Origin of the sequence: Micromonospora sp. NBC_00421, from assembly GCF_036017915.1 — a bacterium.
GTDB lineage: Bacteria > Actinomycetota > Actinomycetes > Mycobacteriales > Micromonosporaceae > Micromonospora.
On sequence record NZ_CP107929.1, the window covers coordinates 3547839 to 3561617 of the forward strand.

A 13779-nucleotide genomic window follows, 5' to 3' on the forward strand; every position below is an offset into this window, starting at 1 on the left:
CGGCCCGGGGCGGCAGAATACGACCGGAACCCGAAGCGAAGGCGGAGCGACATCGTGACCCAGTCAGTCCATCAGCGGATCGCCGAGGAGCTCGGCGTGGCCGAGCGCCAGGTGCGGGCGGCCGTCGAGCTGCTCGACGGCGGCGCGACCGTGCCGTTCATCGCCCGCTACCGCAAGGAGGCCACCGGCCTGCTCGACGACGCCCAACTGCGCACCCTGGAGGAGCGGCTGCGCTACCTGCGCGAGCTGGACGAGCGGCGGGCCGCGGTGCTGGAGTCGATCCGTAGCCAGGGCAAACTGGACGAGACGCTGGAAGCGCAGATCATGGCGGCCGACTCGAAGTCCCGGCTGGAGGACATCTACCTGCCCTACAAGCCCAAGCGGCGGACCAGGGCGCAGATCGCCCGGGAGGCCGGGCTGGAGCCGCTTGCCGACGCGCTGCTGGGTGACCCGACCCGGGAGCCGAAGGAGACGGCCGCCGGGTTCGTCGACGCCGGGCGCGGGGTGGTCGATGCCGCCGCCGCGCTGGAGGGCGCGCGGGCCATCCTGATCGAGCGGTTCGCCGAGGACGCCGACCTGATCGGCACGCTGCGCGAGCAGATGTGGTCGCGGGGCCGGCTGGTCTCCCGGGTACGCGACGGGCAACAGGCCGCCGGCGCGAAGTTCGCCGACTACTTCGACTTCGCCGAGCCGTACCCGAAGCTGCCCTCGCACCGGATCCTGGCGATGTTCCGGGGCGAGAAGGAGGGCGTGCTCGACCTCACCATGGCTCCCGACGCCGAGGAGGACCCGGACGCCCCGCCCACCGGCCCCACCCGCTACGAGGCGGCCGTCGCCGGCCGGTTCGGCGTCACCGACGCGGGCCGCCCCGCCGACAGGTGGCTGGCCGACACGGTGCGCTGGGCCTGGCGTACCCGGATCCTGATCCACCTCGGTGCCGACCTGCGGATGCGGTTGTGGCAGGCGGCCGAGGAGGAGGCGGTCCGGGTCTTCGCCACCAACCTGCGCGACCTGCTGCTCGCCGCCCCCGCCGGCAGCCGCACCACCATGGGTCTCGACCCGGGCCTGCGTACCGGGGTGAAGGTGGCGGTGGTGGACGCCACCGGCAAGGTGGTCGCCACCGACACGATCTACCCGCACGAGCCGCGCCGGCAGTGGGACGCCTCGATCGACACGCTGGCCAGGCTGGCCGGGGCGCACGGGGTGGAGCTGGTCGCGATCGGCAACGGCACCGCCAGCCGGGAGACCGACAAGCTCGCCGCCGACCTGATCACGCGGCATCCGCAGCTCGGCCTGACCAAGGTGATGGTCTCCGAGGCCGGCGCGTCGGTCTACTCCGCCTCCGCGTACGCCTCGCAGGAGCTGCCCACGTTGGACGTGTCGCTGCGCGGCGCGGTCTCCATCGCCCGCCGCCTCCAGGACCCGCTGGCCGAGCTGGTCAAGATCGACCCGCGCTCGATCGGCGTCGGCCAGTACCAGCACGACCTGTCCGAGGTGAAGCTGTCCCGGTCGCTGGACGCGGTGGTGGAGGACTGCGTCAACGGGGTCGGGGTGGACGTCAACACCGCCTCCGCTCCCCTGCTGACCCGGGTCTCCGGCATCGGCGCCGGCCTGGCGGAGAACATCGTGCTGCACCGGGACGCCAACGGGCCGTTCCGCACCCGCGCCGAGCTGAAGAAGGTGGCCCGGCTCGGCCCGAAGGCGTTCGAGCAGTGCGCCGGCTTCCTGCGCATCCCCGGTGGCACCGATCCGCTCGACTCGTCAAGCGTGCACCCGGAGGCGTACCCGGTGGTGCGCCGGATCCTGGCCAGCACCGGGCAGGACCTGCGTTCGTTGATCGGGAGGTCGACGATCCTGCGCGGGCTGCGGGCCACCGACTTCGTCGACGACACCTTCGGCCTGCCCACCGTCACCGACATCCTCGCCGAGCTGGAGAAGCCCGGCCGGGACCCGCGACCGGAGTTCCGCACCGCCACCTTCGTCGAGGGGGTGGAGAAGATCAGCGACCTGACCCCCGGGATGCTGCTGGAGGGCGTGGTCACCAACGTGGCCGCGTTCGGCGCGTTCGTCGACGTGGGCGTGCACCAGGACGGGCTGGTGCACGTCTCGGCGATGTCGCACACCTTCGTCAAGGACCCGCGCGACGTGGTGAAGTCCGGTGACGTGGTCCGGGTCAAGGTGCTCGACATCGACGTGCCGCGCAAGCGGATCTCGTTGACCCTGCGGTTGGACGACGAGGCGGCGGCGGGGGCACGCCGGGCCGACGTCGACCGGCCGCACCGGGGCGAACCGGGCCGGGCCGGCCAGGGCCGCGGCGACCGAGGTCAGGGCGGCCAAGGTCAGGGCGGCCAAGGTCAGGGCGGCCAAGGTCAGGGCGGCCAGGGTCAGGGCGGCCAGGGCCAGGGCGGGCAGGGGCGGAGCGGGCAGGGAGGGAGCGGGCAGGGGCGGAGCGGTCAGGGACGCGGCGGTCAAGGTCAGCCCGGACAGGGCCAGGGTGGTCAGGGGCGCGGCGGACAGGGACGCCAGGGGCGCGGCAGCGGTGGGCCGCCCGCCGACAGCGCGATGGCCGACGCCCTCCGGCGGGCCGGCCTGCTCTGAGGCCGGCCCGCCGGAGGGCTGGTCGGCTGCCTACTGTCCACGGTCGACCTGCCGACCGCCGTGGCCCGGGGCGGCGACGGCGGCGGTGACCGGCGTACCGTCGGGTGATGGTCACGGACGACGGCGCGGACTGGCGCGAGACGCGACGGCACGCGGTGCAGGCGCACGCCGCCGCCGACGAGCGGCGGCGTGCGGCGGAGCAGGCGGAGGCGACGGAGTTGGTCGACGCGTTCGTCGCCGAGGCACGACAGCGGGGGCTCGCCACCACCCGCCTCGTCGCCGTGTCCTACGACGGGCGGCACCGCTACCGGACCGGGCTGCACGGTTGGTACGTCGACCGGGCCCGGCACCGGGCGGTCGACGTGTCGGGGCGGTTCCACCTGTTGACCGTGCCGGCCAGCCTGCGCGCGCTGCTGTTCGGCGCCACGCCGGAGCCGTCCCCGCCGCCGCTGGTGATCGGCCGTGGTGGCCGTGACGGGGAGTCGCTACCGCTGGAGGTGCTCCTGCGCCGCCGGCTCAGCGCGGGCGACGACTGGCCCTGACCGGCCGTCGGCCACCATCTCGTGCAGGGTCCGCTCGACCCGGTCGGCACCGGCGGCCACGGAGAAGACCCGGTCGTAGTGCGCCCGGCCGGCCTGACCGAGCAGTTCCAGCTTCTCCCGGCCCAGGTCGCAGACCTCCCGCAGGGCGTCGGCGATCGAGTCGGGGTCACCGGGTCGGGCGGTGATCCCCGCACCGCTGTCGCGTGCCACGGCGGCGGCGTCGCCCTCCGCGGCGACCAGGAGCGCGCGCCCGGCGGCGAGGGTCGCCTGCACCTTGCTCGGCATCGTGTACGCGGACATGCCGCCGGGCCGCAGGCTCACGTAGTGGACGTCCCCGGTGGCCATCAGCGCGGGCATCCGGTCCCGGGGCAGCTGCCCGAGGAACCGGACGTTCGTCGCCCCCACCGCCCCGGCCCGATGACGCAGCCGCTCCTCGGTGGTGCCGGAGCCGGCGATCAGGCAGACCAGTCGGGGGTCGCCGGTGCGGGCGCAGGCGTCGATCAGCGAGTCGAGCCCCTGTGCCTCGCCGAGCGCGCCCGCGTACACCAGCACCACCTGGTCGGTGCGCAGCCCGAGTTCGGCGCGCAGGTCGGCGGCGCGGACACCCAGCGTCTCGTCCGCCCACACCGGGATGTGCACGAGTTTCTCCCGGGGCACCCCCCGGCCGGCGAGCAGATCGGCGGCACCCGGTGAGACGTGGGCGACCCGGGCCGCGCTGCGGTACATCGCGCCGCACCAGGCGGCCATCCCCCGCTCGACCGTCCGCGACACCCGACCGGTGCCGAGGAAGCCGCTCGCCACCACGCTGTCCGGCCACAGGTCCAGCACGTGCAGCAGCACCGGCACCCGGTGCACGTACCGGGTGAACCACATCGGCAGGGCGACGCTGATCGGCGAGTTGCCGACCCAGAGGGCATCCAGGCCCCGCAGCGCCGGGGCGCCGGAGACCAGCGCGGAGACGGCGAAGGACCCGTAGTTCGCCACCCGACGCGGCGCGGAGCGGTCGTGGCTGGGATAGAGGGCCACCCGGCGGACCCGGAGCGGGCCGTCGGTCTCGTCGAGGCGGCGGGCCAGCCGGTAGCCGGGTGCCAGCCGACCGGTCGGGTAGTTCGGGAAACCGGTGAGCACCCGGACCTCGTGTCCCCGGTCGGCGAGGGCGCGGGCGAGCATCCCGGGCAGGGCCGCCGGGCCCGGCTCCGGGTCGAACCACTGGGTGAGCAGGCCGATCCGCATCGACCTCACCCCGCCGCCACGCCGGCCACCGGGCGGGTGGGTTGCGCGCCGTCGGCCCCCCACAGGGCGCGCAGCGAGTCGGTCAGGTCGTACGCCGGGGCCCAGCCGAGCACCCGACGGGCACGGTCGAGGTCGGCGCACATCCAGGGCACCGCGGCCGAGCGGGTGGCGTCGGGCGGGAAGGTGCCGGGCCGGATCTGACCGGGGAACCCGGCCACGTCGGCCAGCAGCCGGACGACGTCCCGCGTCGCCACCGCGCGTCCGCTGCCCACGTTGACGACCCGCTCCGTGCCCACGGCGCACCGGGTCGCGGCCAGCACCGCCGCCGCCACGTCCCGCACGTCGACGAGATCCCGGTAGGTGTCGTGCAGACCCAGGGCGAGGTCACCCGCCCCGCCGGCCGCCGCCGCCCGGACCATCGCGGTCACCCGGGCCAGCATGTTGCCCGCCGGCATCCCCGGCCCGACCGGGTTGAAGACCCGCAGCACGATCGTGTCGAGGCGGCCGGCGTCGCCCGCGAGCTGCGCCAGGCGGGTCGCCGCCAGGTGGCTGAGCCCGTACTCGCTCACGGGTGCGGCCGGGTGGTCCTCCCCGACGGCGAGGCCGTACGGCACGACGCCGTACTCCGCCGCCGAGCCGATCCGGATCAACCGGGCCCCGGGTGCGGCGACGGACACCGCCTCGATCAGTTTCGCGGTGGTCACGACGTGCGCCCGCACGAAGTCCAGCCCGGAGCCGACGATCCGGCCCGCCACGCTCACCACCACGTCCGGTCGTTCCCGGGCGACCAGCGCGGTCAACTCGGGCAGCTCCATCCGGACCAGGTCGCACTGCGCGCGGGTGGGCGACCGCAGGACGGTGTGCCCGGCCAGCACGGCACCGATGTGGCGGCCCAGGAAGCCACCGGCGCCCAGCAGCAGCACCCGGTTCATCGGCGGTACGCGGCGTCCCGGTCGTCGACCGACGACGCAGCTGGCGGGTCGTCGACCGACGACGACGCAGCCGACCGGCCGGCGACCGACGACGCAGCCGGCCGGTCACCGGCCGACGACGGCGCGGGCGGCTGGTCGTTGCCGGTGAACTCGTGCCAGGTGGCCGCGCCGGGAGCCGAGATGCCCTCCCGGCTGAGCACCACCCGGACGGTGGTCAGCAGGATCTTCAGGTCCAGCAGGAAGGACCGCCGGTCGACGTAGTCGATGTCGTAGCCGAACTTCGCCTCCCAACTCAGGGAGTTGCGTCCGCGTACCTGGGCGAGCCCGGTGATGCCCGGCCGCACCTCGTGCCGGCGGGCCTGCTCGGCGTTGTAGAGGGCGAGGTACCGCACCAGGTGCGGACGGGGACCGACCACGCTCATCTCGCCGCGCAGCACGTTCCAGAACTCCGGCAGCTCGTCGAGGCTGCTCGCCCGCAGCCAGCGGCCCACCCGGGTGAGGCGCTGGGCGTCGGTCACCAGCCCCCGCACCGGGTCGGGATGGCGCATGGTGCGGAACTTCACCACCTCGAACAACTCGCCGTGCAGGCCGGGCCGGGTGTGCCGGAACAGCACCGGCCGCCCGTGCGTCACCAGCACGACCAGGGCGACGAGGGCCAGCAGGGGTGCGCCGACGGTCAGCACGACGAGGGCACCGAGCACGTCGAGGAGCCGCTTCCAGCGATCGTACGGTCGCCGGGTCGTCGGGGCGGCTCCCCGTCCGGCCGCTGGGCCGTGGGCACCGGCGCGCGGCTGCGCCGCGGGGACAGCAACTTTGGGCATGGAACACACCTATCACCATTGCGGCGGACGACCCGCGCTTTCACATTCGCCACCCCGGGCGGGTCGGCAATGGCGCGCGCAACGCACCCGGCAAACGTGAAACGTGACTGCTCCTCCCTTTACCGGAAGCGCGCCCGGTCTCGTTATGGCAACAGTATGGTCACCATTGACGAGATCGCGATTCCCGAGGATGGTCCGCCGGGATACAGGCAGGAGGAGATATGCTTTCCTCGCTTTCGGACAGGCGTTTCCTGATCACCGGTGGCACCGGGTCGTTCGGCCAGACAATGGTCTCCCGACTGCTCGACGCCGGTGCCGCCGAGGTGCGGGTCCTCAGCCGTGACGAGTCGAAACAGGACGCGATGCGGCACCGCCTCGGCAATGACCGGGTCCGCTACTACATCGGCGACGTCCGGGACTACGACAGTGTGCTCAAGGCCGCCCGGGGCATGGAGTTCGTCTTCCACGCCGCGGCCCTCAAGCAGGTGCCCTCCTGCGAGTTCTTCCCCCTCGAGGCGGTCCGCACCAATGTGCTCGGCAGCGCCAACGTGGTGGACGCCTGCGAGCGGGTCGGCGTGGAGACGCTGGTCCTGCTGAGCACCGACAAGGCCGTCTATCCGGTCAACGCGATGGGCATGACCAAGGCGTTGATGGAAAAGGTGGCGCAGGCGCACTCCCGCAACAACGCGGCGGCCCGGACCCGGGTCTGCTGTGTGCGCTACGGCAATGTGATGTACTCGCGCGGCTCGGTGATTCCACTGTTCATCGACCAGATCCTGCGCGGGGGGCTGCCGACGGTCACCGAGCCGACGATGACCCGTTTCCTGATGTCGCTGCCCGAGTCGGTCGAGCTGGTGGAACACGCGTTCGCGTTCGGCCAGCCGGGGGACGTCTTCATCCGCAAGGCCGACGCCTGCACCATCGGCGACCTGGCCACGGCACTGTGCAACCTGTTCGGGGTGCCGGCGAAGTTCAACGTGCTCGGCATCCGGCACGGTGAGAAGCTCTACGAGACCCTGGCCAGCCGGGAGGAGCTCGCGTTCGCCGAGGATCTCGGCGACTTCCTCCGGGTGCCGGTGGACAGCCGTGACCTCAACTACTCCCTCTACTTCGAGGAGGGCGACGTCGAGCACGGTGGCCTCGCCGACTTCCACTCGCACAACGCCCGCCGACTGTCCGTACCGGAGATCGAGTCGTTGTTGATGACGCTGCCGGAGGTACGCGCGCAGGTCCAGGCCGCCGCGGCGGCCGTGGTGACGACATGAGCACGGCCGCCGACACCGGCCGACCCGACCGGGTGCCCCGGCGGCGCAGCGACCACCAGGCCGACCAACGGGGCGACCACCAGGCCGACCAACGCCCGGCACGCCGGGTTCTCGTCGTCGGCGTCACCGGCATGCTCGGCCACGCCGTGCTGCGCGAACTCGACGACGACCCGGAGCTCGACGTCCACGGTCTCGCCCGCACCATCGACGACCGGGCCGGGTGGTTCCCCCGGCAGCTGCTCGCCCGCATCGTCCCGGCCGTCGACGTGACCCGGTTCGACCACGTCCGGCGACTCGTGGACGAGCTGCGACCGGACGTCGTCGTCAACTGTGTCGGCGTCATCAAGCAGCGGCCGGACGTACAGGACGCGGTGCCCACGGTCACCCTCAACGCCCTCTTCCCCCACCTGCTGGCCGACGCCTGCGCGCAGGTCGGCGGCCGGCTCGTGCACGTCAGCACCGACTGCGTGTTCTCCGGCCGCCGGGGCGGTTACGTGGAGGACGACCTGCCCGACCCGCCCGACCTCTACGGTCGGTCCAAGCTGCTGGGCGAGGCGACAGGGGTCGCGGCGCTCACCCTGCGCACCTCGATCGTCGGGCACGAGCTGACCACGAACCGTTCCCTGGTGGACTGGTTCCTCTCCCAACGCGGTCAGGTACGCGGTTTCACCAGGGCCATCTACAGCGGGGTGACGACCGTGGAGTTCGCCCGGTTGCTGCGCACGGTGGTCCTGCCCCGGGCGGAGCTGACCGGCCTCTACCACGTCGCCGCCGCACCGATCTCGAAGTACGACCTGCTCCGACTGGTCGCCGAGGTGTACGGGTGGTCCGGTGAACTGGTGCCGGACGACGAGTTCACCTGCGACCGGTCGATGCACGCGGACGCCCTCGCCCAGGTCACCGGCTACCGTCCGCCGAGCTGGCCGGACATGATCGCGGCGATGCACGCCGCCCGGGCCCGCTGGGCGCTCGACCAGGCCCGGCCGGGCCTCGCGGGCGTGTCGGGCTGACGGACCAAACGACCACCGCCGGCACCGCCGGCCTGCTGGAGTCAAAGGACATCACGTGGGGAACCGAGTGGGTCAACTGTGCCTGATCGTCGGGGCGGTCGTCGTCGCGGTGGTCACCACCGTCGCGAGCGTCAACCTCCCGCTGGTCGCGGTCGCGTCGGTGGCGTTGCTACTGCTCGCGCTGTTCGCGCTCGCGCAGCAGGTGGACGGCTGGCGGTGGCTGCTGGGCCTGACCATGGCGCTCCTGGTCTGCGCCTCGTCCAAGGTGCCGACCCTGGTGGAGGCGAGCTTCTATCCCCGGTACGCGGCGGTCGGCGCCCTGATCGTCTGGGCGCTGCGCACCCCGGGTGCGACGATGGTCCGGCTCGACCCGTGGACCCGTCTGCTGATCGGCGCGCTCTGGGCGATGGCGGGTCTCGCCACGCTGAGCTTCACCTGGTCGGTGGTGCCGCTGGAGACCCTCCAACGCGGTGTCGCGCTGCTCCTGCTGGCCGCGCTGGTGCACGTTCTGATCCGCTGCCGGTGGTCGGACCGGGCGGTCATGCTGGCCGACCTGCGCGTGGTCTACCTGGTCCTCAGCGGCTCCGCCCTGATCAGCCTCGGCCTCGGGCTCGCCGACGGCACACTCGTCGCCGCGCTGTCGCAGACCGAACGGTTCGAGGGGCTCTACAACAACCCCAACATGCTCAGCATCGTCTGTGCCCTGACCACCCCGCTGGGCTGGGCGGTCTACCGGCAGTCCCGGCGGCGGCTGGAACTGCTCGGCATGGTGCCGGCCGCTGCCGGCCTGCTGCTCTCCCAGTCCCGCACCGGGTTGATCGCCGTGCTCGTCGGCGCCCTCTGGGTCGTGCTGCGGCACGGGCTGGGCCGGATGGTCCGCCTCGCCGCCGGGCTGGCCGCGGGGCTCCTGGTGGCCTACCTGTTCAATCTGCTGCCGATCATCTTCGCGGGCCCGTGGATGCGGCAGTTCGTGCTGCGCTTCACCGACCCCACCGGCGGCGACCTGTCCAACGGCCGCACGGAGATGTGGCAGGCGACGGTCGACCTGTGGTGGCAGAACCGCCCCGCCCTGGGCTTCGGGTACGCGTCCCGCAACCACCTGTTCGCCCTCGCCAGTCTCGACGAGTCCTTCGGGACCGGGGTGAGCGTGGTGCACAACAGCTATCTGCAACTGCTGCTGGAGTTGGGGCTCACCGCCGTGGCACCGCTGGCGCTGCTGCTGCTGGCCGTCGGGCGGGTCGCGCTGCGGGCACCGGTGCGCCGGGCCGACTCGGGTCTGGTCTGGCTCGTCGTCACCGGCCTGCTGATCCAGATCACCGAGTCGGCCATCTTCGGCACCGGGCAGACCTACCCGTACGTGTTCTGGCTCGTGACCGCCGGTGTGCAGCGGCACCTGCCCGCTGCCCTGACCGACGCGGACAGCGTCGAGCCGTCCCCCTCGCAAGCCCACCCGCAACGGGTCCCCGGCCCGGTGGACGCCGTGCCGCACCTGCCGGTTCCGGCGCTGCGCTGAGGTCACGCAACGGTGCTGGGCTGAGATCACACGACGGTGGGCGTCCCGGTCGGGACGCCCACCACCTGTCAGACCCTCCGGGTCAGCCCCGGTCGTCGGCCGCCACGAAGGCGCTGACCCGGTCCCGCCAGGCCCGGTGGTCGAACGACTCGCGGGCCCTCGACCGGGCCGCCCGGCTCATCGCCGTCCACTCCTGGTCGGATAGCCGTAGCGCCCGTTCGATCGCCCACCGCACGTCGTCCGGGCCGTTGTCGTCGAGCACCAGCCCCTCGACGCCGTCGTGCACGTAGGCGGCCAGGTCGCTGGTGTGGTTGAGCAGCACCGGGCAGCCGGCGGCGAGACTCTCCGGCACCTTGGACGGGAAGCCGTTGGCCGCGTAGCCACCGGTGGGGCGGACCAGCATCGAGAAGTGCGACTCCGCGAGCAGCGTCAGCACGGTGGCGCGGGGGACCCGACCCAGGAACCGCACCTCGGCGCGGAGGCCGTCGAGTACCGAGACGTCCAGATCCGAGTGGGCGGCGGCGTCCTCACGGGTGACCCCGGCGATGGTGAGGCTGACCCGCCGCTGTTGGTCCGGGCCGAGTCGGCTGATCCCGCGCACGATCACGTCCAGCATGTCCTTGCGGCCGGGGGTGCCGGCATAGAGCAGGCGCAGGCCGGTGGAGAGCGCGGGCGGCTGCCCGGCCCGGAAGTCGTCGCAGTCCACCTGCGGCGGCACCACCAGCACCTCCAGCCCGTGCGCCGCAAGGTAGCCGGCCAGCGTGGTGGAGACCGCCGTAGCGCGACCGACGAGCCGGGTGGCCAGGAACGTCGACCAGCGGTGCCGGACGAAGTACGGGGTCAGCCAGCCGTGCCGGAACTGCCGCCGGTCGTGCCGCTCGCTGGCGTCCACCACCACCGGGCAGCGCAGCGCCAGGCGCAACACGGTCCAGTTGCCGAGGGTCATCAGCGCCATCGGCAGCAGCACCACGCTCACGTCGCCACGGCGTACCCCCTGCCGGCGGGTGGCCCGCAGCACCCGGACCGGGCGGGCCAGCCGGGCCGGCAGCCGGGTGAGCCGGTGCAGACCACGGATCCGCAGGGTGACCAGGTCGATGCCGGCCGCGCCGGGCGGCCGGATCGGGAAGGTGACCTCGCACGGCCAGTCGTTGACGACAAGCGTGCGGCTGCCCTCGGGGGCGGCGGACCGGGCGAGTTGCAGCAGGCGGTTGGAGGTGGCGTCCCCGTGCGGGAAGGCGTACGCGCCGATGAGCAGCGGACGGGGCCGGTCGGACCGCCCGGTCGATGCGCCGTCCGGCCGTGGCTCCCGGCCGACGACCATTGTCTGATCGGTCATCTCGCTCACCGTCCCGAGCCGACCGGTGGTCGGCTGCTCTCTCGTGGCACCCGGTCCGGCCCCGGGCGGGCCGCCGCCCACCGTCGGTAGATCTCCAGGTGGATGGCGGTCGCCCGGTCAATGGCGAAGACGCTGTGGACGAACCGGTCGGCGGCCACCGCAGGGGCGGTCGACGCGGTGAATGCCGCCGCCCGGTCCACCGCCCGCGCCCACACCTGCGCCGGAGCGTCGACATCGACGATGGTCACGCCGGGTAGCCGCTCGCTGATGAAGCGCACCCCCGGCAGGTCGGCGGCCACCGTGCCGACGCCCAACGCGACGGGTTCCAGCACTCCCCCGGGCAGCCCTTCCAGGCAGGAGGGGTGGACGACGACATCGGCCTGCCGCAACAGCCCGCCCACGTCCTCGCGCGGGCCCAGCAGGTGCACCCGGTCGCCGAGCCCGGCGGCAGCCGCCGCCGCCCGGACGCGGTCGTCGTCCGCCCGGTCGCCCGGCCCGACGAGCACGGCGTGCGCGGACACGCCCCGGTCCCGCAGTGCCGCCAGGATCGGCGGCAGCAGCCAGCGGCGCTTCTCGGGCGAGGCCCGGCCCACGGTCACGCAGACCAGGTCGCCCGGTCCCGCGCCGATCAGGGTCCGGAGGTCGTCGGGGCTGGGCCGGCGGAGCCGGTCGAGGTCGAGTCCGTTGAGCACCACCTGGCAGCGGGGGTCGGCACGCCAGCCCGGGTGGTAGCCGAACGTCAGCGAGCTGGGCGAGACGCCGAGGATGTCGGTGGCGGAGATCCCCAGCAGCCGCCCACAGATCCACCGGTGGATCCGTCGGCGGAGGGTGCGGTGCTGATTGTCGTCCCCCCGGAAGTGCGCGACCCGTCCGGGCACGCCGCGCAGCGCGCCGAGCGCGAGCGGCACGCCGGAGAAGTTGGCACAGTCGGCGTGCACCACGTCCGGGCGCAACTGCCCGAGCAGGCGCACGAATCGGACGGGGAAGCGCAGGTCCAGCGGCATCGCCGTGACGGTGCCGCCGTGCCGGGTGACCATGTCGGCCAGCGGCCCCGGTCCGACCGCGTCGCTGAGGGTCACCAGGTGCAGCTCGGTGCCGGCGGCGGCGAGCCGGGGCAGCAGTTCGGCCGTACGCATCTCGGTGCCGCCGAAGTTCAGCTCGCCGACGACCCGCAGCACCCGGACCCGGCCGGTCACGACGGCCCGCACCGGGCGAGGGCCCGCCGGTATCCCACCAGCGCCGCCGGCACCATGGTGAGCAGGTACGCGACGCAGGCCGCCCCGGGCAGGCCGGCCAGGCCGAACTGCCGCAGCCCCCAGACCTTGAGCACGGTCGCCAGCACCAGGAACGACGCCCAACCGACGAACTGCGGCCGGAGCAGGCCGATGCTGTTCTGCACCATGAGCAACGGGGAGGTGACCGCCACCAGCAGGGACCAGCCCGCCAGCCCGACGAGGACCGGGAGCCGGATGGTCGACCGGTCGACGGTGCCGACCCAGAGTTCGATCAGCCGGTGGCCGTAGCCGACCAGCAGCAGCCCGACCGCTCCCACGATCACGCCGTAGAGCGCCACCATGCGCCGGGTGTTGCGGCGTACCCAGGCCACCTCGCCCCGCGCCAGGGCGGCGCCGTTGACCGGCCAGACCGTCATGCCCACCAGTCCGACGAAGATCCACAGGACCCCGAACAGCTTTCCCACGACCGCGTAGTGCGCCGCCACCGTCAGTCCCAGGACGTTCGCGACCAGTGGGTTGTCCACGTTCAGCGCGATCGACGACATCATGGTGAGCGCGAAGAACTGCAGGCCCAGCCGGAGCAGGCGGACGACGGTCTCCCGGTGCACGAGTCGCGGCGTCGGCCGGTCGGCGGGCCCGGCGGACCAGAAGTAGGTCACCGTGTTGAGCAGGTTGGTCACCGGCACGGCCAGCACCGCGCCGCCGACGACCACCAACGGTCCCCAGTCGGCGGCGATGGCGACCAGCACGACGACCATGGCAGCCAGCGCACCGGCCGACTGCCACACGTTGCTCTGCACCATCTGGCCGCGGGCGTACTGGATCCGCTGGATCAGCGAGAGCGGGATGTTGACCGCGAAGGCACCGAAGCAGATCAGGACCAGGGTGGTGGTCTGCACGGCCACGGTCGGGTCACGGACGGCGAACAGGTCCACCCAGGGCACCACCGGGGTGACCACCACGAGTGCCGCCAGCAGCAGCACCGCGACCACGCCGAGGGTGGCGAAGGCCCCGGAGATCTCCCGGGCCTGTTGTCGGGGGTCGTCGGCCAGTTGACCGAGCCGGGTGAGCAGCCCGTTGCCCAGCCCCAGATCGGCGAACCAGGCCATCCCGGTGAGCGCGGTGATCGCCATCCACAGGCCGTACCGCTGGTCGCCGAGATACCGGAAACAGACGGGCGTGATGACCAGTGGTGCGGCCAAGCCGATCCCCTTGGCCACCATCGCGGTGGCGATGCCGACCGTGACCGTGCGGTCCCGACCGGGCCCCGACGGCGGGCCGGACACCGATGCCG

General features: G+C 73.1%; 11 protein-coding genes. 5 read left to right on the forward strand and 6 right to left on the reverse strand.

The genetic code is table 11. From position 1 onward, the window contains the following. Positions 1-54: 54 nt before the first annotated feature. Together OHQ87_RS14725 and OHQ87_RS14730 are read left to right on the forward strand one after the other, a co-directional pair. The gene (locus tag OHQ87_RS14725) at positions 55-2598 is read left to right on the forward strand and encodes a Tex family protein (protein ID WP_328348638.1); all 2544 of its coding nucleotides are present in this window, start codon (positions 55-57) and stop codon (positions 2596-2598) included. Positions 2599-2705: 107 nt separating this feature from the next. Continuing rightward, complete coding sequence (locus tag OHQ87_RS14730) at positions 2706-3140, forward strand: hypothetical protein (protein ID WP_328348639.1); 435 nt, start codon at positions 2706-2708, stop codon at positions 3138-3140. Here the strand turns inward: OHQ87_RS14730 and OHQ87_RS14735 are convergent. Genes OHQ87_RS14735 through OHQ87_RS14745 form a run of 3 tightly spaced genes read right to left on the reverse strand, consistent with a single transcriptional unit; the run spans position 3084 to position 6006 of the window. Next, a complete protein-coding gene (locus tag OHQ87_RS14735) occupies positions 3084-4373 on the reverse strand; it encodes a glycosyltransferase family 4 protein (RefSeq protein ID WP_328348640.1) in 1290 nt (429 codons plus the stop codon). The genes OHQ87_RS14730 and OHQ87_RS14735 overlap by 57 nt on opposite strands. Before the next feature lie 5 nt (positions 4374-4378). After that, a complete protein-coding gene (locus OHQ87_RS14740) occupies positions 4379-5305 on the reverse strand; it encodes an NAD-dependent epimerase/dehydratase family protein (RefSeq protein WP_328348641.1) in 927 nt (308 codons plus the stop codon). After that, complete coding sequence (locus OHQ87_RS14745) at positions 5302-6006, reverse strand: sugar transferase (RefSeq protein WP_442930784.1); 705 nt, start codon at positions 6004-6006, stop codon at positions 5302-5304. The genes OHQ87_RS14740 and OHQ87_RS14745 overlap by 4 nt, the downstream gene beginning before the upstream one ends. Positions 6007-6347: 341 nt before the next feature. On the opposite strand from OHQ87_RS14745, the gene OHQ87_RS14750 reads away from it, so the two are divergent. Genes OHQ87_RS14750 through OHQ87_RS14760 form a run of 3 tightly spaced genes read left to right on the forward strand, consistent with a single transcriptional unit; the run spans position 6348 to position 9914 of the window. Continuing rightward, positions 6348-7391, forward strand: coding sequence for a polysaccharide biosynthesis protein (locus OHQ87_RS14750; RefSeq protein ID WP_328348643.1), 1044 nt, complete (start codon positions 6348-6350; stop codon positions 7389-7391). After that, on the forward strand, positions 7388-8401 hold the full coding sequence (locus OHQ87_RS14755) for a dTDP-4-dehydrorhamnose reductase family protein (RefSeq protein WP_328348644.1): 1014 nt from the start codon (positions 7388-7390) through the stop codon (positions 8399-8401). The genes OHQ87_RS14750 and OHQ87_RS14755 overlap by 4 nt, the downstream gene beginning before the upstream one ends. Positions 8402-8456: 55 nt before the next feature. Continuing rightward, complete coding sequence (locus OHQ87_RS14760; RefSeq protein ID WP_328348645.1) at positions 8457-9914, forward strand: O-antigen ligase family protein; 1458 nt, start codon at positions 8457-8459, stop codon at positions 9912-9914. An 82-nt stretch (positions 9915-9996) separates the two neighbouring features. On the opposite strand, the gene OHQ87_RS14765 is transcribed toward OHQ87_RS14760, so the two are convergent. Genes OHQ87_RS14765 through OHQ87_RS14775 form a run of 3 tightly spaced genes read right to left on the reverse strand, consistent with a single transcriptional unit; the run spans position 9997 to position 13771 of the window. Further along, positions 9997-11250: a glycosyltransferase gene (locus tag OHQ87_RS14765; protein WP_328348646.1), complete on the reverse strand. Its 1254-nt coding sequence runs from the start codon at positions 11248-11250 to the stop codon at positions 9997-9999. Between the two features lie 5 nt (positions 11251-11255). Next, entirely contained in the window at positions 11256-12458 is a 1203-nt protein-coding gene (locus tag OHQ87_RS14770; RefSeq protein ID WP_328348647.1) for a glycosyltransferase, read from the reverse strand. Beyond that, on the reverse strand, positions 12443-13771 hold the full coding sequence (locus tag OHQ87_RS14775; protein ID WP_328348648.1) for a lipopolysaccharide biosynthesis protein: 1329 nt from the start codon (positions 13769-13771) through the stop codon (positions 12443-12445). The genes OHQ87_RS14770 and OHQ87_RS14775 overlap by 16 nt, the downstream gene beginning before the upstream one ends. Positions 13772-13779: the final 8 nt, after the last annotated feature.